Below are 22,740 nucleotides of genomic sequence, written 5' to 3' on the forward strand. Positions count from 1 at the left end.
GCTCCCGCGCCCCGCGGAGAAGGGGCGGTGGCCGGATCCCCGGCCACCGCCCCTTCTCGTTTCCCCCACCGCCGCTTCCCGCACGGGGCGTCCCGGCCTCGCCGGGACGCCCCGTGCCGGTCAGTCGCCCTGCCGGTCAGTCGCCCAGGCGGTCCCGCAGGAGGCGGGCGATCTCGCCGAGCGCGTCCCCGTCGAGCAGCCCGTGGTGCCCGGCCGCGACCCGGTGGACGTCGAGCCGCCCTCCAACGTGCGGACGCCACGCCTCGGGGGCCGCGTCGGCGGGAAGGTGGTCCGGGCGGTCCTCGGTCGCCACGACGAGCAGCATGTCGCCGTCGAACCGTCCGGGGGTGTGCTCCTCACGCAGCCGCATGTTGTTCTCCGACACCCGCGCGACGGCCGCCAGCGCGTCCGCGACGTGCCGCTCGCCCGCGGCGTCGGGCACGGCGAGCGGGGCGGCGACGCGGACCATGCCGGACTCGGCCCGCCGCTGGAACGGGTAACCGTCGAGGACGGCCAGCAGTTCCACCCGCTCCCCCGCCTCGCGGAGCCGGGTCGCCACGGCGTGGGCGGCGACGCCGCCGAAGGACCATCCGGCCAGGTGGTACGGCCCTTCGGGCTGGACCTCCCGGATCCGCTCGGCGTACTCGGCGGCCATCTCGTCCATGCCGCGCGGAAGCTCGTCCCCGGCGGAGCCGTCCAGGCCGCGGGCCTGGATCGCGTACACGGGACGTCCCTCCGGCAGGCCGCGCGCCAGGGCCGCGTACTGCCAGCCGAGGCCGTTGCCGGGGTGGACGAGGAAGAGCGGCGGTCGCCCGCCCTCCGCGCGGAGCGGCAGCAGCCCCTCCACGGCGCCCGGCCGGTCCCCACCGGTGATCACTTCCGCCAGTTCGGCGACGGTGGGGGCCGAGAACAGCTCGCGGATGCCGACCTCGACGTCCAGGACGGCGCGGACCCTGGCGATCAGCCGGATCGCGAGCAGCGAGTCGCCGCCGATCGCGAAGAACGAGTCCTCGGCCCCGACCGACTCCACACCGAGGACCTCGGCGAACAGCCCGGACAGGATCTCCTCGGTGGCCGTGGCCGGGGCCCGGCCGACGCTCCGGCCCGCGAGATCGGGAGCGGGCAGCGCGGCCCGGTCGAGCTTGCCGTTGGCGGTCACCGGGAACTCGTCCAGCGTCACGAACGCCGCCGGGACCATGTACTCCGGCAGCCGTCCGGCCGCGTACTCCCGCAGCCCCTCGGCGCCGCCGCCGGACACGTAGGCGACCAGCCGCCTGGTTCCCGGCCGGTCCTCCCGGACGACCACGGCCACCCGGGAGACCCCGTCGTGTCCCGCGAGAACGGCCTCGACCTCGCCGGGCTCCACCCGGAACCCGCGGATCTTCACCTGGTCGTCCGCGCGCCCGGCGAACACCAGGAGACCGTCGTCGGTCCAGCGGACGAGGTCCCCGGTCCGGTACATCCTCTCGCCGAGGCCGAACGGGCACGCGACGAACCGTTCGGCGGTCAGGGCCGTCCGGCCGACGTAGCCGCGGGCCAGGCCGGCACCGGCGATGTACAGCTCACCGGTCACCCCGGCCGGGACCGGACGAAGGAACTCGTCCAGCACGTAGGCGCGGGCGTTGTCCATCGGGACGCCCAGCGGGACCGTCCCGTCCACCCGGCCGGGTTCGGCGAAGGCGAGGTGCGTGGTGAACGCGGTCGTCTCGGTGGGGCCGTAGGTCGTCCGCACCACCAGGCCCGGGTGGGCCTCCAGCAGGGCCCGGACGGCGATCGGGGACACCACGTCGCCGCCCGTGGACACCTCGCGCACTCCGGCGAACATCTCCGGAGCCTGCTCCGCGAGCGCGGCGAACAGCCCGGCGGTCGCGTGGACGTTCGTCACTCCGTGCTCGGCGACCAGGGCCGCCCGCTCCTGGACGTCCAGCTCGCCCGAGGGCACGATGACGAGCCGCCCGCCATGCAGCAGCGGCGCCCAGATCTCGTAGGTCGAGGCGTCGAAGGCGTGGTTCGCCTGAACGAGCACGCGTTCCAGGGCGTCGCCGGTCCAGCACGACGACAGGGCGAAGTCCACCACGTTCGCGTGGGTGACCAGGACGCCCTTCGGCACTCCCGTCGACCCCGACGTGTAGATGACGTACGCGGCGGAGTCCGGCGGGATCGGGACGCCCGGAGCCGTGTCGTCGCCGGTGCCGAGGAGCGCGCTCGCGCGCGGCGTCCCGATCCGTGTGCCGCCGGTCAGCAGGGGGTGGTCCGCCCTCGCCTCGTCCGTCACGACCAGGGGGGCGCCCGACTCCGCAAGGACGGTCCGCAGCCGGTCCTCCGGGTGGGCGGCGTCGAGCGGCAGGTACGCGGCCCCGGTCTTCAGCACGCCGAGCAGCACGGCCACCAGATCGGCCGACCGCTCCATCAGGACGCCGACCATGTCCCCATGGCCGACGCCGCGCTCCAGCAGCCCGTGCGCGACCCGGTTGGCCCGCGCGTCGAGCTCGGCGTAGGTCACCGGGACGTCCCGGAAGACGGCGGCGACCGCCTCCGGCGTCCGTGCGGCCTGCCGCTCGAACAGCTCCGTCAGGGACGCCCGCGGGACGGGACGCCCGGTGTCGTTCCACTCGCCCAGCAGCCGGTCGCGTTCCCCGGCCGACAGGATCTCCACCTCACCGGCCCGCAGGCCGGGGTCGGCCGCGACCTGTTCCAGGACGGCGGCCAGCCGGTCGGCCAGCCGCGCGGCGGTCGCCTCGTCGAACAGGTCGGCGGCGTAGTGGACACCGCCGAGGAGCCCGGCGGGGTCGCCCCGGTCGTCCCGCTGCTCGGCGAGGATGACCGACAGGTCGAACCGCGCGGCGAGCGTGTCGTCGGTCTGGACGGGCCGGACGCTCAGCCCGGGCAGCTCCCAGGGCGCCACGGCCTGCGGGAGGTTGTGCAGTGTGAGCATGACCTGGAAGAGGGGGTGGCGGGCGAGGGAGCGCGCCGGGTTGACCTCCTCTACCAGGCGCTCGAACGGAAGGTCCTGGTGGGCGTAGGCGGCGAGGTCGGTCTCCCGGACCCGCGCCACGAGGTCGCCGAAGGTCGGATCGCCGCTCACGTCCGTCCGCAGCACCAGGGTGTTGACGAAGAACCCGGCCAGGCCCTCCAGCGCTGAGTCGCCACGGCCGGCGACCGCCGTGCCCAGGGGGACGTCGGTCCCCGCGCCCACCCGTGCCAGCAGCACCGCGACGGCCGCCTGAGCGACCATGAACATCGTGGCCCCCTGCTCCCGGGCCACCTCCAGCAGCCGGGCGTGCGCCTCCGCGCTCACGCGCAGCGGCACCGACCCGCCCTCGAAGGACGACTCCGGCGGCCTCGGACGGTCCGCCGGAAGGGTGAGCTCCTCGGGCGCTCCGGCGAGGGCCTCGCGCCAGTAGGCGAGCTGTTCGGAGATCAGGCTGTCCGGGTCGCCGAGTTCGCCGAGGACCTCGCGCTGCCAGAGCGCGTAGTCGGCGTACTGCACCGGAAGCGGCTCCCAGTCCGGCAGGCCGCCGTCACGGCGCGCGGTGTACGCGCGGCCGACGTCCCGCGCCAGGACGCCCATCGACCAGCCGTCCACCACGATGTGGTGCGCGACCACCGCGAGCACCGACTCGGTCGGCGACAGGACGAACAGCCGGGCGCGCCACGGCAGCTCGGCCACGAGGTCGAAGCCGCGGCCCACCTCGTCCATGAGGGCCGCGCCCAGGTCCGCCTCGTCGAGACGGGTCACGGTCAGCCGGGGACGGCCGGCCGCACCGGTCCGGATCTCTTGGCGGGGCGCCCCGTCCACGTAGGGAAGGACCGTCCGCAGGCTCTCGTGCCGGTCGGCGACGTCGCCGAGCGCCGCTTCCATGGCCGCGACGTCCAGATCACCGGACAGCCGCATCGTCAACGGCACGTTGTAGGCGGCACCGGCCCCGGCCTCCTCGAGCCGGTTGAGGAACCACATCCGCTGCTGGGCGTACGACAGCGGAATCACCTCGGGCCGTTCGCGGGCCGTCAGCGCCATCCGCACGTCGGACGCCCGGGCGTCGTCGACCAGCCGGGCGAGTTCGGCGACGGTGGGGGCGGCGAACAGCTCGCGGATGGTCAGCTCGGTCTCCAGGACGGACCGGACCCGCACGATCAGCCGGATCGCGAGCAGTGAGTCACCGCCGATCGCGAAGAACGAGTCCTCGGCCCCGACCGACTCCACACCGAGGACCTCGGCGAACAGCCCGGACAGGATCTCCTCGGTCGCTGTGGCGGGAGCACGGCCGACGCCGGGCCCCACGAAGTCGGGCGCGGGCAGCGCGGCCCGGTCCAGCTTGCCGTTGGCGGTCACCGGGAACTCGTCCAGCGTCACGAACGCCGCCGGAACCATGTACTCCGGCAGCCGTCCGGCCGCGTACTCCCGCAGTTCCCCGGCGCCGCCGCCGGTCACGTAGGCGACCAGACGCACGACCCCCGGCTGGTCCTCCCGCGCCAGGACGGCGACCTGGTCGACGTCCGGATGAGCGGACAGGACGTTCTCGATCTCGCCGAGTTCGACGCGGAACCCGCGGAGTTTCACCTGGTCGTCGGCGCGACCGGCGAACACCAGCTCCCCCGTCGCCGTCCACCGGACCAGGTCCCCGGTCCGGTACATCCGCGACCCCGGCTCGAACGGACACGCGACGAACCGCTCGGCCGTCAAACCCACACGACCGACATAGCCACGCGCCAGACTCGGCCCGGCGATGTACAACTCCCCGATCACCCCGGGGGCCACAGGCCGCAGGGCATCGTCCAGGACGTACACGGAGGTGTTCCAGATCGGGCCGCCGATCGACACCGGGGCACCGGGAGCGAGGGGGGCGCTCATCGTCGCGCACACCGTCGACTCGGTCGGACCGTAGGCGTTGAACATCCGGCGGCCGGGCGCCCACCGCTCCACCAGACCGGGCGGGCACACCTCCCCCGCCACCACCAGGTTCTCCAGGGCGTCCGGCAGGTCCTCGGCGGTGGCCAGCAGCGACGGGGGAACCGTCACGTGTGTGGCGTTCAGGTCCGCCAGCAGGTCGTCGAAGCGTCCCCGAGGAGGCATCCGGTCGGCTTCGCCCAGCAGCAGCGTCGCACCCGACAGCAGTGCCATGCACAGCTCCCAGAACGCCGCGTCGAAGCCCAGCGCGGCCATCTGCGCCACCCGCGACCCGGTCCCCACGCCGAAGCTCGCTGCCTGCCAGGCCGCCAGACTCGCCACGCCCCGATGCGACACGCCCACGCCCTTGGGCACACCGGTCGAGCCCGACGTGTAGATCACGTACGCCAGCTGACCAGGTGAGATCGCGAGATCGACCGGGGTGTCGTCCTGGCTCAGCGTGTCCAGGAACCCGGCCTCCACGACGACCGCCGGAGCCGCGTCGGACAGCATGAACGCGATCCGCTCGGCCGGATAGGACGGATCGACCGGCAGATACGCCGCACCCGCCTTCACCACGCCGAGAATGACCGCGACCAGGTCGGCCGACCGCCCCAGGCGAATGGCCACCAGGTCCTCGCGGCCCACACCACGCTCGATCAACGTGCGCGCGACACGGTTCGCACGCGCGTCCAACTCCGCATACGTCCAGCGGACGTCACCGGACTCCACCGCCACGGCATCCGGCGTCCGCGCCACCTGCGCCGCGAACAGCTCCGGCACCGAACCGGCCACGACCTCACGGGCCGTGTCGTTCCACTCGACGGCGAGACGCCGGTGCTCCCGGGACGAGAGCACCTCCAACTCGCCGACCCGCTTCGCCGGGTCGGCGGACACCTGCTCCAGCACCCGGACGAACCGTTCCGCGATCGTCCGGACCGTCTCCTCGTCGAACAGGTCCACGGCGTACAGCAGCTCGCCGCCCACCCCGGCGGGCCGGCCGGCCTCGTCGCGCCGCTCTCCCAGCGTGACCGACAGGTCGAACCGTGCCGCGACCATCTCGTCCGCGCGCAGCGGCTCCACCTGGAGCCCGGGAAGCTCCCAGCCCGAGTCGCCCGACCCGCCCAGGTTCTGGAGCGTCAGCGACACCTGGAACAGCGGGTGCCGCGAGAGGGAACGGACCGGGTTCAGGTCCTCCACCAGCCGCTCGAATGGCAGGTCCTGATGCGCGAACGCCCCCAGATCCGCCTCCCGCACACGACCCAGAAGTTCGACGAACGTCGGATCACCGCTCATGTCCGTCCGCAGCACCAGCGTGTTCAGGAAGAACCCGGCGAGGTCCTCCAGCGCCGCGTCGCCACGTCCGGCGACCGCGGTGCCGATCGGAACGTCGGTGCCCGCGCCCAGCTTGGACAGGACCACCGCGAGCGCGGCCTGCATGACCATGAACATCGTGGTGCCGCTGCGCTGGGCCACCTCCGTGAGGCGTCCGTGGACCCTCGGGGGCAGGCCCAGCGGCACGGCCCGGCCCTCGAACGAGCGCTCCTGCGGACGCGGCCGGTCGAACGGGATCGACAGCTCGTCCGGAATCCCGGCCAGGGCGCGCCGCCAGTACCCCAGCTGCCCGGAGATCCGGCTGTCCGGGTCGTCCAGGTCGCCGAGGACGTCCCGCTGCCACAGCGCGTAGTCCGCGTACTGCACCGGCAGCGGTTCCCAGCCGGGCGCGTCGCCGGCGCGGCGGGCGCCGTAGGCGATCCCCAGGTCCCGGGCGAGCACGCCCATCGACCAGCCGTCCACCGCGATGTGGTGGGCGACGGCGACGAGCACGTGCTCCGAGTCCGGCAGTTCGAACAGCACGGTCCGCCAGGGGAGCTCCCGGGGCAGTTCGAAGCCCTTCCGGACCTCGGCCGACAGCGCGGAGGCGAGCTCGTCCCCGGCGATCCGCCGGACGACCAGCTCGGGGCGTCCGGACGCGCCCTGGAGGATCTCCTGGCGTGGGACGCCGCCCGACTCGGGGAAGACCGTCCGGAGGCTCTCGTGCCGGTCGGCGACGTCGCCGAGCGCCGCCTCCAGCGCCGCGACGTCCAGGTCACCGGACATCCGCAACGCGAACGGCATGTTGTACGCCGCGCCCGCGCCCGCCGCCTCGAGCTGGTTGAGGAACCACATCCGCTGCTGCGCGTACGACAGCGGCACCGTCCCGGGACGTTCGCGGGCCGTCAGCGCCGCCTGGACGCCGTCGCCCTCGCCGTCGACCAGGCGGGCGACGGCCGCCGCCGTCGGCTCGGCGAACAGTTCCCGGATGCTCACCTCGGTGCCGGTCACCGCGCGGACGCGGGCGATGAGCCGCATCGCCAGCAGGGAGTCACCGCCGACGGCGAAGAACGAGGCCTCCGCGCCGACGGTGTCCAGGCCGAGGATCTCGGCGAACAGGCCGCACAGGATCTCCTCGGTGGCCGTCGCGGGGCCTCGGCCGCCGACGAGCCCGGCGAGGTCGGGGGCGGGCAGCGCGGCCCGGTCGACCTTGCCGTTCACCGTCACCGGCAGCTCGTCGAGCGGGACGAACGCGGACGGCACCATGTACTCCGGCAGCCGCTCCGCCGCGTGCCGTCGCAGCTCGTCGGCGCCGCTCCCGACCATGTAGGCGACCAGCCGCTTCACGCCCGGCTGGTCCTCCCGCACCACCACGGCGACGCGCCGGACGGCCTCGTGGGCGGCCAGGACGGCCTCGATCTCGGCCGGCTCGACCCGGAACCCGCGGATCTTCACCTGGTCGTCCGCGCGTCCCGCGAACTCCAGCAGGCCGTCGCCCGTCCAGCGGACCAGGTCACCGGTCCGGTACATCCGCCCGGCCGGGCCGAAGGGGCACGCCACGAACCGTTCGGCCGAGAGCGCGGCCTTTCCGACGTACCCGCGCGCGACACCCGTGCCCGCGACGTACAACTCACCGGTGACGCCCGGCGGGACGGGCCGCAGGAACTCGTCCAGGACATAGGCGCGGGCGTTGTCGGTCGGACGGCCGATGGGCACGACGCCGTCCACCCGGCTCGCATCGGTCAGGGCGAGCTGCGTGGTGAACACGGTCGTCTCGGTCGGGCCGTAGGTCGTCCGCACCGCCAGACCCGGGTGCGCCTCCAGCAGGCCCCGGACGGCGGCCGGGGACACCACGTCCCCGCCCGTCAGAACCTCGCGAACGCCGGTGAACATCTCCGGAGCCTGCTCGGCCAGCGCCGCGAACAGCCCCGAAGGCGCGATCACGTGCGTCACGTCGTGCCCGGCGACCAGCGCGGCCCTCTCCTGGACGTCCACCTCGCCCGAGGGCACGACGACCAGCCGCCCGCCGTGCAGCAGCGGCGCCCAGATCTCGTAGGTGGACGCGTCGAAGGCGTGGTTGGCCTGGACCAGGGTCCGTTCCAGCACCTCGTCCCGGAACTCCCTGTCGGCGCACGCTTCGGCGACGTTGCCATGGGTGACCGCCACGCCCTTCGGCACGCCCGTCGACCCCGACGTGTAGATCACATACGCCAGCTGACCAGCGGAAACCTCGACACCGGCCGGTGTCTCGTCCTCGCTCAGGGAACCGAGGAACTCCTCGTCCACCACCACGACCGGACGGGCGTCCTCGATCATGAACGCGATCCGCTCGGCCGGGTAGGACGGGTCGATCGGCACGTACGCCGCGCCCGCCTTCACCACGCCCAGGAGCGCCGCGATCAGGTCGGCCGACCGCTCCAGGCGGACGCCCACGAGATCCTCGCCACGCACCCCACGCTCGGCCAGGGTGCGCGCGACACGGTTCGCGCGGGCGTCCAACTCCGCGTACGTCCAGCGGACGTCGCCGAACACCACCGCCGTCGCGTCAGGCGACCGCCGCACCCGCTCCTCGAACAGCTCCACCAGCGAACCCGCCACCACCGGGCGGGCGGTGTCGTTCCAGTCGTCCACGACCAGCTCACGTTCGCCGGGCGTCAGAACCTCAAGGTCCCCCACCCGCACGTCCGGGTCGGCCGCAACCTGCTCCAGCACCCGGGCGAACCGCCCCGCCAGCAGCCGTGCCGTCCCCTCGTCGAACAGGTCGAGCGCGTAGAGGATCTCGCCGCCGATCCCGGCGGGCGCCCCGTTCTCGTCGCGGCGTTCGCCGAGCGTGACCGAGAGGTCGAACTTGGCGGCGGCCGTGTCGTCGTCCCCCTGGGCGAGCGGCCGGACGCGCAGGCCGGGCAGTTCCCAGTCCCTCCGGCCGCGCGCCAGGTTCTCCAGCGTGAGGGTGACCTGGAAGATCGGGTGCCGGGCGAGGGAGCGCTCCGGGTTCAGCTCCTCCACCAGGCGCTCGAACGGGAGGTCCTGGTGGGCGTAGGCGGCGAGGTCGGCCTCCTGGACGCGGCCCAGCAGGTCGGCGAAGGTCGGGTCGCCGCTCACGTCGGTCCGCAGCACGAGCGTGTTGACGAAGAACCCCGCGAGGTCCTCCAGCGCAACGTCGGCCCGGCCCGCCATCGGCGTGCCGATCGGGACGTCCCGGCCCGCGCCGAGCCGGGAGAGGAGCGCCGCCAGGGCCGCCTGCGCGACCATGAACAGGGTGACCCCGCGCCGCCGCGCGACCTCGACGAGCCGCGCGTGCACGTCCGCGCCGAGTTCCAGCGGAACCAGCGCTCCCCGGAACGACGCCTCCGCCGGACGCGGACGGTCCGTCGGCAGCGCCAGTTCCTCGGGCGCCCCGGCGAGGGCCCCGCGCCAGAAGTCGAGCTGCGCCGAGATCGGGCTCTCCGGGTCGCGGGGGTCGCCGAGGACGTCCCGCTGCCAGAGCGCGTAGTCGGCGTACTGCACCGGAAGCGGCGCCCAGTCCGGCGCCTCGCCCGACGACCGGGCCGCGTAGGCGGCGGTGAGATCGCGGGCGAGCACGCCCATGGACCAGCCGTCCGCCGCGATGTGGTGGGCGACGAGGACGAGCACGTGCTCCGCCCCCGGCAGCTCCAGCAGCCGGGCCCGCCACGGAAGCTCGCGCTCCACGTCGAAGCCGCGGCCGGTCTCCTCGGCGAGGGCCTCGGCCAGCCGGTCCTCCGCGACGCCGCCCACCGCGAGGACCGGACGGCCCGCCGCCCCGTCCACGATCTCCTGCCTGGGGATCCCGTCCACCGCGGGGAAGATCGTGCGGAGGCTTTGGTGACGGTCGGCGACGTCCCCGAGCGCCGCCTCCAGCGCGGCCACGTCCAGGTCGCCGGAGAGCCGGAGGGCCAGGGGCATGTTGTAGGCGGCGCCCGCCCCGGCGGCCTCCAGCCGGTTGAGGAACCACATCCGCTGCTGGGCGAACGACAGCGGCACCACGTCCGGACGTTCCCGGGCCGTCAGCGCCGTCCGGACGACTCCCCGGCCGCCGTCGATCACCCGGGCCATGCCCGCCGCCGTCGGCTCGGCGAAGAACTCCCGGATGCCGACGTCCTCCCGCAGGACGGCCCGGGCCCTGGAGATCAACCGCATCGCGAGCAGCGAGTCGCCGCCGAGGGCGAAGAAGGAGTCGTCCGCGCCGACCGTGTCCAGGCCGAGGACCTCGGCGAACAGACCGCACAGGATCTCCTCGGCGGCGGTGGCCGGGGTGCGGGCGGCGCCGTGCGCGGCGAAGTCGGGGGCGGGCAGCGCGGCCCGGTCGACCTTGCCGTTCACCGTCACCGGCAGCTCGTCCAGGACGACGACGGCCGCGGGGACCAGGTGCTCGGGCAGTCGCGCCGCGAGATGCTCGCGCAGCTCGCCGGGCGTCGCCGCGGCCGTGGCGTAGGCGACCAGCCGCTTCACGCCCGGCTGGTCCTCGCGCACCATCACCGTGGCCCGGCCGACCGTGTCGCAGGCCGTCAGGACGGCCTCGATCTCGGCCGGCTCGACCCGGAACCCGCGGATCTTCACCTGGTCGTCGGCGCGCCCGGCGAACTCCAGCAGACCGTCGCGCGTCCAGCGGACCAGGTCGCCGGTCCGGTACATCCGGCTGGCGGGGTCGAACGGGCAGGCCACGAAGCGTTCGGCCGAGAGCGCGGCGTTGCCGATGTAGCCGCGGGCCACTCCGGATCCGGCGACGTACAGTTCACCGGTCACGCCCGCCGGGACGGGCCTCAGGTACTCGTCCAGGACATAGGCACGGGCGTTGTCCATGGGACGGCCGATGGGCACGACCCCGTTCGCCTCGTCCGGATCGGTGAAGGCCAGGTGCGTGGTGAACGCCGTGGTCTCGGTCGGGCCGTAGGTGGTGCGCACCACCAGGCCTGGGTGCGTTTCCAGGAGCGTCCGGACGGCCTCCGGGGACACCACGTCGCCGCCCGTGGACACCTCGCGGACTCCCGCGAACATCTCCGGAGCCTGCTCCGCGAGCGCCGCGAACAACCCGGCCGTCGCATGCACGTTCGTCACACCATGCTCGGCGACCAGGGCCGCCCTCTCCTGGACGTCCACCTCACCCGAAGGCACGATGACGAGCCGACCGCCGCGCAGCAGCGGCACCCAGATCTCGTAGGTCGACGCGTCGAACGCGTGGTTCGCCTGCACCAGCACACGCTGGAGGGCCTCGTCATGCCAGCAGCTCGCGGCGCAGAAGTCGGCGACGTTCGCGTGGGTGACCGCCACGCCCTTCGGCACACCCGTCGAACCCGACGTGTAGATCACATACGCCAGCTGGTCGGGTGAGACCTCGACGCCCACCGGCGTCTCGTCCGTGCTCAGGGCGTCGAGGAACTCCTCGTCCACGACCACGACCGGACGGGCGTCCTCCAGCATGAACGCGATCCGCTCGGCCGGGTAGGACGGGTCGATCGGCAGGTAGGCCGCGCCCGCCTTCAGCGTCCCCAGGAGCGCCGCGACCAGGTCGGGCGACCGGTCCAGGCGGATGCCCACGAGGTCCTCGCGGCCCGCACCGCGCGCACGCAGTGTCCGCGCGATCCGGTTCGCCCGCGCGTCCAGCCCGGCGTACGTCCAGCGCTCGTCGCCGAACACCGCCGCGACCGCTTCCGGAGACCGCCGCGCCCGGGCCTCGAACAGGTCGGCCAGCGAGCCGTCCGGGGCGGGACGGGCCGTGTCGTTCCAGCGGACCAGCAGGTGGTCACGCTCGTCGGCCGAGAGGAGGTCGAGCTCGCCGACCCGCAGGTCCGGGTCGGCCGACAGCTGCGTCAGCACCCGGACGAACCGGTCGGCGATCGTCCGGGCCGTGCGCTCGTCGAAGAGGTCCACGGCGTACTGGAGGCCGCCCCACATGCCGGCGGCGGCGCCGTGGTCGTCGCGGTGCTCGGCGAGCGAGAAGGACAGGTCGAACTTGGCGGCGGAGGCCGCCTCCTCCTCGTGGGCCAGCGGCCGGACCCGCAGCCCCGCCAGGGCCGTGGGCTCCTCGGACCGCGGAAGGTTCTGCAGGGTGAGCATGACCTGGAAGAGGGGGTGGCGGGCGAGCGAGCGCGCCGGGTTCAGCTCCTCCACCAGCCCTTCGAACGGGAGGTCCTGGTGGCTGTAGGCGGCCAGGTCGGCTTCGCGGACGCGCCCCAGCACCTCGGTGAACGTCGGGTCGCCGCTCACGTCGGTCCGCAGCACGAGCGTGTTGACGAAGAAGCCCGCGAGGTTCTCCAGGGCCGCGTCGCCTCGGCCGGCGACCGCGGTGCCGATCGGGACGTCGGGACCGGCTCCGAGCCGTGCCAGCAGCATGCCCAGCGCGGCCTGCGCGACCATGAACATCGTCACGCCGTGGTGCCGCGCGACGGCGGCCAGCCGCCGGTGGGCCTCCTCGGGAACGTGGAGCTCCACGGATCCGCCCTCGAACGTGGCGGTGGCGGGCCGGGGCCGGTCGGTGGGGAGCGCGAGTTCCTCGGGCGCGCCCGCCAGGGCCTCGCGCCAGTGGGCGAGCTGCTCGGTGATCAGGCTGTCCGGGTCGTCCGGGTCGCCGAGGACCTCGCGCTGCCAGAGCGCGTAGTCGGCGTACTGGGCCGTGAGCGGCGTCCAGCCGGGCGCGGTTCCCGAGCGGCGGGCCGCGTAGGCGGTGCTCAGGTCGCGCGCGAGGACGCCCATCGACCAGCCGTCCACCGCGATGTGGTGGGCGACGACCACGAGCACCGACTCGTCCTGGGACAGGACGAACAGCCGGGTCCGCCACGGCAGTTCCCGCTCGACGTCGAAGCGGTGGCCCATCTCCGCCTGCAAGGCGTCCGCGAGCGCCTCCTCGCCGAGGTGCTCCACGACGAGCGAGGGACGTCCGGGCGGGCCGTCCAGGATCTCCTGGCGCGGGACGCCGTCCGTCTCGGGGAAGACCGTCCGCAGGCTCTCGTGCCGGTCGGCGACGTCGCCGAGCGCGGCTTCCAGCGTCGCGACGTCCAGGTCGCCGGACAGGCGGAGCGCCATCGGCACGTTGTAGGCCGCCTGGGCACCGGCGTTCTCCAGCCGGTTGAGGAACCACATCCGCTGCTGGGCGAACGACAGCGGCACCACGCCCGGACGTTCCCGCGCGGTCAGCGCCGCACGGGCACCGTCGCGTTCACCGTCCGCAAGGCGGGCGACGGCCGCGACCGTCGGCTCGGCGAACAGTTCGCGGATGGTCACCTCGGTGCCGGTCACCGCGCGGACGCGGGCGATCAGCCGCATGGCCAGCAGGGAGTCACCGCCGACGGCGAAGAACGAGTCCTCCGCGCCGACCGACTCCAGGCCGAGGACCTCGGCGAACAGGCCGCACAGGATCTCCTCCGTGGCCGTCGCGGGGCCGCGGCTCGCCACCAGGCCCGCGAAGCCCGGGATCGGCAGCGCCGCTCTGTCGACCTTGCCGTTGGTGGTCACGGGGAACTCGTCCAGCACGACGAAGGCGGCCGGAACCATGTAGTCGGGGAGTTTCGCTGCCGTGTGCTCGCGCAGCGTTTCGGCGGAGGCGTCCGCGACGAGGTAGGCGACGAGGCGCTTGGTCCCCGGCTGGTCCTCACGCGCGAGAACCACGACCTGGCTCACCGCGTCATGCGCCGCAAGAACCGACTCGATCTCGGCGAGCTCGACCCGGAACCCGCGGATCTTCACCTGGTCGTCCGCGCGTCCCGCGAACACGAGGAGTCCGTCACGCGTCCAGCGGACCAGGTCGCCGGTCCGGTACATCCGCCCGCCGGAACCGAACGGGCACGCCACGAACCGCTCAGCCGAGAGCGCGGACTTTCCGATGTACCCCCGCGCCACCCCGGAGCCGGCGACATACAGCTCGCCCGTCACACCGGGCGGGACGGGCCGCAGATACTCGTCCAGAACGTAGGCGCGGGCGTTGTCCATCGGGCGGCCCATCGGCACGATCCCGTCGAGCCGTCCCGGCGCCGTGAGGGGAAGCTGCGTGGTGAACGCGGTGGTCTCGGTCGGGCCGTAGGTCGTCCGCACCACGAGGTCCGGGTGGGTGTCGAGCAGGGTGCGGACGGCGATCGGGGACACCACGTCGCCGCCGGTCAGTACCTCACGAACGCCGGTGAACATCTCCGGGGCCTGCTCGGCCAGGGCCGCGAACAGGCCCGAGGGCGCGACCACATGCGACACCCGGTGTTCGGCGACCAGCGCCGCCCGCTCCCGCACGTCCACCTCCCCCGAAGGCACGACGACAAGCCGCCCGCCGCGCAGCAACGGCGCCCAGATCTCATACGTCGACGCGTCGAACGCGTGGTTGGCCTGAACCAGGGTCCGTTCCAGCACCTCATCCCGCCAGGCGGCGTCATCACAGAAGTCGGCGACGTTCGCATGCGTGACGGCCACGCCCTTGGGCGTGCCGGTCGACCCCGACGTGTAGATCACATACGCCAGCTGACCAGCGGAAATCTCGACCTCGACCGGCGTCTCGTCCGTGCTCAGGGCGTCGAGGAACTCCTCGTCCACGACCACGACCGGACGGGCGTCGGCGAGCATGAACGCGATCCGCTCGGCCGGGTAGGACGGGTCGATCGGCAGGTACGCGGCCCCGGCCTTCACGACGCCCAGGAGCGCCGCGATCAGGTCGGGCGACCGGTCCAGGCGGATGCCCACGAGGTCCTCGCGGCCCACGCCGCGCGCACGCAGCGTCTGCGCGACGCGGTTCGCCCGCGCGTCCAGTTCCGCATACGTCCAACGGTGCGGGCCGAACACCACGGAGGTCGCGCCCGGCGCACGGCGCGCCCGTTCCTCGAACAGTTCCACCAGTGAACCCGTCACCACCGGGCGGGCGGTGTCGTTCCAGTCGTCCACGACCAGCTGACGTTCGCCGGGCGTCAGGATCTCCAGGTCCCCCACCCGCGCGTCCGGGTCGGCCACAACCTGCTCCAGCACCCGGACGAACCGCCCCGCCAGGTCCCGCGCCGACGCCTCGTCGAACAGGTCCACGGCGTAGAGGATCTCGCCGCCCACGCCCGCGGGTGTTCCGTCCCGGTCGCGTTCCTCGGTCAGGGAGACGGTGAGGTCGAACTTCGCCACCAGGTTCTCGGCCGGGGGCAGCGCCTCCGCCCGCAGGCCCGGCAGCTCCCACGGTTCGGGGCCGCGGGCGTTGGTGTCCACGCCCAGCATGATCTGGAAGAGGGGGTGGCGGGCGAGGGAGCGCGCCGGGTTGAGCTCCTCCACCAGCCCTTCGAAGGGAAGGTCCTGGTGGCTGTAGGCGGACAGGTCGATGTCGCGGACGCGCCCCAGCAGTTCGGTGAACGTCGGGTCGCCGGTCACGTCCGTCCGGAGGACGAGCGTGTTGATGAAGAACCCCGCGAGGTTCTCCAGGGCCGCGTCGCCACGGCCGGCGACCGCCGTGCCGATCGGCACGTCCGGGCCGGCCCCCACGCGCGCCAGGAGCATCCCCAGGGCGGCCTGCGCGACCATGAACATCGTCACGCCGTGCCGCTGGGCCACGTCCAGCAGGCGCGCGTGAACCTCGGCGTCGAGCCGCACCGGCACCGCCGCGCCCCGGAAGGAGGACTCCGCCGGACGGGGACGGTCCGTCGGGAGCACGAGCTCTTCCGGCGCTCCGGCGAGGGCCTCGCGCCAGTAGGCGAGCTGTTCGGAGATCAGGCTGCCTGGATCGCCGAGTTCGCCGAGGACCTCGCGCTGCCAGAGCGCGTAGTCGGCGTACTGCACCGGAAGCGGCGCCCAGTCCGGCAGGCGTCCCGAGGACCGCGCCGAGTACGCCCGGGTCAGGTCCTGTGCGAGGACGCCCATCGACCGGCCGTCCACCACGATGTGGTGCGCGACCAGCAGGAGCACCGACTCGGTCGGCGACAGGACGAACAGCCGGGCGCGCCACGGCAGGTCGCGGCCGAGGTCGAACGGCCGGTCCGCCTCGGCGGCGAGCACCGGCTCCAGGTCGTTCGGCTCCACCCGGTCCACGCCGAACCGCGGTCGCCCGGCGGCTCCCGTGAGGATCCGCTGGTGGGGAACCCCTTCGACGTCCGGGAAGACCGTCCGGAGGCTCTCATGCCGATCGGCCATGTCGCCCAGGGCCGCGCGCATCGCGGTCACGTCCAGGTCCCCGGTGAGGCGCAGGGCCAGGGTGACGTTGTAGGCCGCCGCGTTTCCGGCCTCCTCCAGCCGGTTCAGGAACCACATGCGCTGCTGGGCGAACGACAGCGGAATCCGCTCGGGCCGTTCCCTGGCCGTGAGCGCGAGCCGCCCGGGGCGGGTGGTCTCCTCGGGCAGCGACCGGGCGAGTTCGGCGGGCGTGGGGGCGGCGAACAGTTCCCGGATGGTCAGCTCGGTCTCCAGGACGGACCGGACCCGCACGATCAGCCGGATCGCGAGCAGTGAGTCGCCGCCGATCGCGAAGAACGAGTCCTCGGCCCCGACCGACTCCAGGCCGAGGACCTCGGCGAACAGGCCGCACAGGATCTCCTCGGCGGCCGTCGCGGGCGCGCGGCTCCCGCTGGGGCCCGCCGTCCTGTCCGGCGCGGGCAGCGCCGCGCGGTCGAGCTTGCCGTTGGCGGTCATCGGGAACTCGTCCAGCGTCACGAACGCCGCCGGGACCATGTAGTCGGGCAGCCGTCCGGCCACGTACTCCCGCAGTTCCTCGGCGTCGCCGCCGGTCACGTAGGCGACGAGACGCCTGACGCCGGGCTGGTCCTCCCGGACGACCACCGCCGCCTGCGACACCGCGGCGTGCCGGGCCAGGACGGACTCGATCTCGCCGAGTTCGACGCGGAACCCGCGAAGTTTCACCTGGTCGTCGGCGCGACCGGCGAACACCAGCTCCCCTGCCGCCGTCCAGCGGACCAGGTCGCCGGTTCGGTACATGCGCGCGCCCGGCTCAAAGGGACAGGCCACGAACCGCTCGGCCGTCAAACCCACGCGACCGACATAGCCGCGCGCCAGGCTCGGCCCGGCGATGTACAGCTCACCGGTCACTCCAGGCGGGACGGGGCGAAGTGTCTCGTCCAGGACGTACACGGAGGTGTTCCAGATCGGGCCGCCGATCGACACCGGGGCACCGGGAGCGAGGGGGGCGCTCATCGTCGCGCACACCGTCGACTCGGTCGGACCGTAGGCGTTGAACATCCGGCGGCCGGGCGCCCACCGCTCCACCAGGCCGGGCGGGCACGCCTCCCCCGCCACCACCAGGTTCTCCAGGGCCTTGGGCAGCTCGTCGACGGTGGCCAGCAGCGAGGGCGGCGCCGTCACGTGGGTGACGCTCGCGTCCGCGAGCAGGACTTCGGCATCGGCGAGCAGCAGCGTCGCACCCGACAGCAGTGCCATGCACAGCTCCCAGAACGCCGCGTCGAAGCCCAGCGCGGCCATCTGCGCCACCCGGGAGCCCTGCCGCACGCTGAAGAGCTCGGCCTGCCAGGCCGCGAGACTCGCCACGCCCCGGTGGGACACGCCCACGCCCTTGGGCACACCGGTCGAGCCCGACGTGTAAATCACGTACGCCAGCTGACCGGCGGGAACCTTGATCTCGAACGGGGAGTCGTCCCCGTTCAGGGAGGCGACGAAGTCCTCGTCGGCCACCAGGGCGGGGGCCGCGTCGGACAGCATGAACGCGATCCGCTCGGCCGGATAGGACGGATCGATCGGCAGATACGCCGCACCCGCCTTCACCACGCCGAGAATGACCGCGACCAGGTCGGCCGACCGCCCCAGGCGAATGGCCACCAGGTCCTCGCGGCCCACACCACGCTCGATCAACGTGCGCGCGACACGGTTCGCACGCGCGTCCAACTCCGCATACGTCCAGCGGACGTCACCGGACTCCACCGCCACGACGTCCGGAGACCGCCGGACCTGCGCCGCGAACAGCTCCGGCACCGAACCGGCCGCCACCTCGCGGGCGGTGTCGTTCCAGTCGGCGACAAGGCGACGGCGCTCCCCGGGCGACAGGACCTCCAGCTCGCCGACCCGCCTCTTCGGGTCGGCGGACACCTGCTCCAGCACCCGGACCAGCCGCTCCGCGATCGTCCGGACCGTCTCCTCGTCGAACAGGTCCGCGGCGAACTCGATCACGCCTCCGAGTCCGGCGGGGGCTCCCCGCTCGTCGCGGCGCTCCCCCAGTTCGACGGCCAGGTCGAAGCGGGCGGCCATCGCGGCGTCGCTGTGCACCGGGCGGACGACGACGCCCGGCAGGTTCCAGCTCAGCTCGATCTGGGCGGTGCCCTGAAGGTTGAGCGCCACCTGGAACAGCGGGTGCCGGGACAGGGAACGGACCGGGTTCAGGTCCTCCACCAGCCGCTCGAACGGCAGGTCCTGATGCGCGAACGCCCCCAGATCCGCCTCCCGCACACGACCCAGAAGCTCAGCGAACGTCGGATCACCGCTCACGTCCGTCCGCAGCACCAGCGTGTTCAGGAAGAACCCGGTCAGGCCCTCCAAGGCCGCGTCGCCGCGACCCGCCACCGCCGTGCCCAGGGGGATGTCCGTGCCGCCCCCCAGGCGCGACAGCACCGAGGCCAGCGCCGCCTGGACCACCATGAACATCGTCACGCCGTGGCGCTGCGCCACCTCCACCAGACCGGCGTGGACGGCCGCGCCGGTCTCCAGCGGCACGACGCCGCCCCGGAAGGAGGGGGTGGCCGACCTGGTCCTGTCGACGGGCAGCGGAAGCTCCTCCGGAGCTCCGTCCAGGGCCTCCCGCCAGTGGCCGAGCTGCGCCGAGATCAGGCTGTCCGGGTCGCCGAGTTCGCCGAGGACCTCGCGCTGCCAGAGCGCGTAGTCGGCGTACTGCACCGGCAGCGAGGTCCAGCCCGGGACCGACCCCGAGCGGCGCGCCGCGTACGCCGTGCTCAGGTCGCGGGCGAGGACGCCCATCGACCAGCCGTCCACCGCGATGTGGTGGGCGACGACGACCAGCACGTACTCCGACTCGTCGCCGGAGAGCGCCAGCAGGCGGGCCCGCCACGGAAGCTCCCGCTCCACCTCGAAGCGGCGCCCGGCCTCCGCGGCGATCGCGTTCTCGAGCGCGTCCTCGGTGACCTGGTCGACGGCCAGGACAGGACGTCCGGACGGGCCGTCCAGGATCTCCTGGCGCGGCACGCCGTCCGACTCGGGGAAGACCGTCCGCAGGCTCTCGTGCCGGTCGGCGACGTCGCCGAGCGCGGCTTCCAGCGCCGCGACGTCCAGGTCGCCGGACAGGCGGAGCGCTAGGGGCATGTTGTAGGCGGTGCCGGTCTCGGCCTCCTCCAGCCGGTTGAGGAACCACATGCGCTGCTGCGCGTACGACAGCGGCACCGACTCGGGGCGTTCCCGGACGGCCAGCGGCGGCCGCGCCTCGCCGTGCCCGGCGTCCACCAGGCGCGCCAGGCCGGCCACCGTGGGCTGGTCGAACAGGTCGCGGATGCTCACCTCGGTCCGCAGGACCGCGCGGACGCGGGCGATCAGCCGCATCGCCAGCAGGGAGTCACCGCCGACGGCGAAGAACGCGTCCTCCGCGCCGACCGACTCCAGGCCGAGCACCTCCGCGAACAACCCGCACAGGATCTCCTCCGTGACCGTCGCGGGGCCTCGGCCGCCGACGAGCCCGGCGAAGTCGGGGGCGGGCAGCGCGGCCCGGTCGACCTTGCCGTTCACCGTCACCGGCAACTCGTCCAGGACGACGATGGCCGCGGGCACCATGTGGTCGGCCAGCTTGGCGGCCAGGTGCTCGCGGAGCTCGTCGGCGGACGCCTCCGCCACGACGTAGGCGACCAGCTGCTTCGAGCCGGGCTGGTCCTCGCGGGCGAGGACCGTGGCGTTCGTGACCCGCTCGTGCGTGGTCAGGACGGCCTCGATCTCGGCCGGCTCGACCCGGAACCCGCGGATCTTCACCTGGTCGTCCGCGCGCCCGGCGAACTCCAGGAGACCGTCACGCGTCCAGCGGACCAGGTCACCGGTCCGGTACATCCGGCCGCCCGCGCCGAACGGGCACGCCACGAAACGCTCGGCCGTCAGCCCGGCGTTCCCGGCGTATCCGCGTGCGACACCCGCACCGGCGACGTACAGCTCACCGAGCATCTCGGGCGGGACGGGCCGCAGGAACTCGTCCAGCACGTAGACGCGGGCGTTGTCCATGGGACGGCCGATGGGCACGACCCCGTCCACCTGGCCGGGATCGGTGAAGGCCAGGTGCGTGGTGAACGCCGTGGTCTCGGTCGGGCCATAGGTCGTCCGCACCACCAGGCCCGGGTGCGCCTCCAGGAGCGTCCGGACGGCCACCGGGGACACCACGTCACCGCCCGTGGACACCTCGCGGACTCCCGCGAACATCTCCGGGGCCTGCTCGGCGAAGGCCGCGAAGAGGCCCGCCGTCGCGTGCACGTTCGTCACGCCGTGCTCGGCGATCAGGTCGGCCCGCTCCCAGACGTCCACCTCGCCGGGCGGCACGACGACCAGCCGACCGCCGTGCAGCAGCGGCACCCAGATCTCGTAGGTCGACGCGTCGAAGGCATGGTTCGCCTGCACCAGGACGCCCTGCACGGCCTCGTCGTGCCAGCAGCTCGCGGCGCAGAAATCGGTGACGTTCGCGTGGGTGACCGCCACACCCTTCGGCACACCCGTCGACCCCGACGTGTAGATCACATATGCCAGCTGACCAGCGGAAACCTCGACCTCGACCGGCGAATCGTCCTCGCTCAGCGAACCAAGGAACTCCTCGTCCACCACCACGACCGGACGAGCGTCCTCGATCATGAACGCGATCCGCTCAACCGGATACGACGGATCGATCGGCAGATACGCCGCACCCGCCTTCAGCACACCCAGCAGCACGGCGACCAGATCGGCCGACCGCTCCAGGCGGACGCCCACGAGCTCCTCGCCACGCACCCCACGCTCGGCCAGGGTGCGCGCGACACGGTTCGCGCGGGCGTCCAACTCCGCATAGGTCCAAAGGTGCTGATCGAACACCACCGCCGTCGCGTCAGGCGACCGCCGCACCCGATCCTCGAACAACTCCACCAGCGAACCCGCCACCACCGGACGCGCCGTGTCGTTCCACTCCTCCACGACCAGCTCACGCTCGCCCGCGACCAGGACGTCGACATCCCCGAGACGGACGTCCGGGTCGGCGGCGATCTGCTCGAGGACGCGCGTCAGCCGGTCCGCGAGGGAGGAGGCGGCGGGTTCGTCCACGACGTCGGGGCGGTACTCGAGGCGGAGGTCCAGGGTGTCGAGTTCGGCGGCCACCAGGGTCAGCGGATAGTGGGAGGCGTCCTCGCCCGCGGCACCGGTGATCCTCAGGCCGTTCCCGTCCGGCCCGTCCCCGGACGCGCCGGACGCGAGGCCGCGCGGGTAGTTCTGGTACACGAGCAGCGTGTCGAAGGCGGCCGCCGGCCCGGCGGCGCGCCGGACCTCCGTCTGGCCGAGGTGCTGGTGCGCGAGCAGCCGCGACCGGGCGTCCTGGAGTTCGGCGAGCGTCGCCGCCGCGGCCCGGGCGGGATCCAGCCGGACGCGCACGGGGACGGTGTTGATGAACAGGCCCAGCATCCGCTCGACGCCGGGCAGTTCCATGGGGCGTCCGGCGACCGTCGCCCCGAACACGACGTCGTCGCGGCCGGTCAGCCTGCCGAGCAGCAGTCCCCAGGCTCCCTGGACGACGGTGTTCACGGTCAGTCCGCGTGCGCGCGCGGCCTCACGGACGCGGTCGGTCGCCGCCCGGTCGAGCCGCCTGGTCACGTGGCCGGGCTGGACGGGCAGGGCGGACGCCGCGGGGCGGACGAGGGTCGGCTCGTCGAGTCCCGCGAGGGCGTCCCGCCAGGCCGCGCGGGCCGCCTCCTGATCCTGGCGGGCGAGCCAGGCGAGGTAGTCGCGGTAGGGAGGGACGGGCGGCAGGCCGGACGCGTCGCCCCCGGCCGCGTACACGCCGGACACCTCGTCGAACAGGATCGGCAGCGACCAACCGTCCATCACGATGTGGTGCATGGTGACGACGAGACGGTACGCGCGATCCGGGAGTTTCAGCAGAAGCAGCCGGAGGAGCGGCGGCACGGAAAGGTCGAAGCCCTTCTGGAGTTCCGTTTCGGCGAGTCTCCGGACTTCGCCCCCCACCGTGTCGGCGGGAAGTCCGGAAAGGTCCTGCTCGTGCCACGGAAGGGTGACGCCCTTCGCGACGACCTGAACCGGGCGGGGCGCTCCGGCCGGTTGCCGGAAACTCGCGCGCAGGCTCGCGTGCCGGTCCAGTACGGCCTGCCAGGAGGCGCGGAGAACCCCACTGTCCAGCGGTTCCGCTAATTCGAGGATGTGCTGGCCGACATAGATGTCGCGGGTCCGCTCGTCATATCCGGCGTGAAACAGCAGCCCTTCCTGAAGAGGGGACAGCGGCCACACATCGTCGATGCGGATCTGGTTCATCAGCGCCCTTCCGCCGCACACGCATTACTTTCATCGAAAGACATACGTGGCGGACTCTACCAAGCCCGCACGAGGCGGAAGGGCTGTCCAAATGCGCAATACGAATGGGCTGCCGGACCCGT

General features: G+C 73.3%; 1 protein-coding gene. It reads right to left on the minus strand.

From position 1 onward, the window contains the following. Positions 1 to 136: 136 nt before the first annotated feature. The gene (locus EBO15_RS29960) at positions 137 to 22,618 is read right to left on the minus strand and encodes a non-ribosomal peptide synthetase (protein ID WP_122197823.1); all 22,482 of its coding nucleotides are present in this window, start codon (positions 22,616 to 22,618) and stop codon (positions 137 to 139) included. Between the last annotated feature and the right edge of the window lie 122 nt (positions 22,619 to 22,740).

Origin of the sequence: Actinomadura harenae (assembly GCF_003696215.1) — a bacterium.
Lineage (GTDB): Bacteria > Actinomycetota > Actinomycetes > Streptosporangiales > Streptosporangiaceae > Spirillospora > Spirillospora harenae.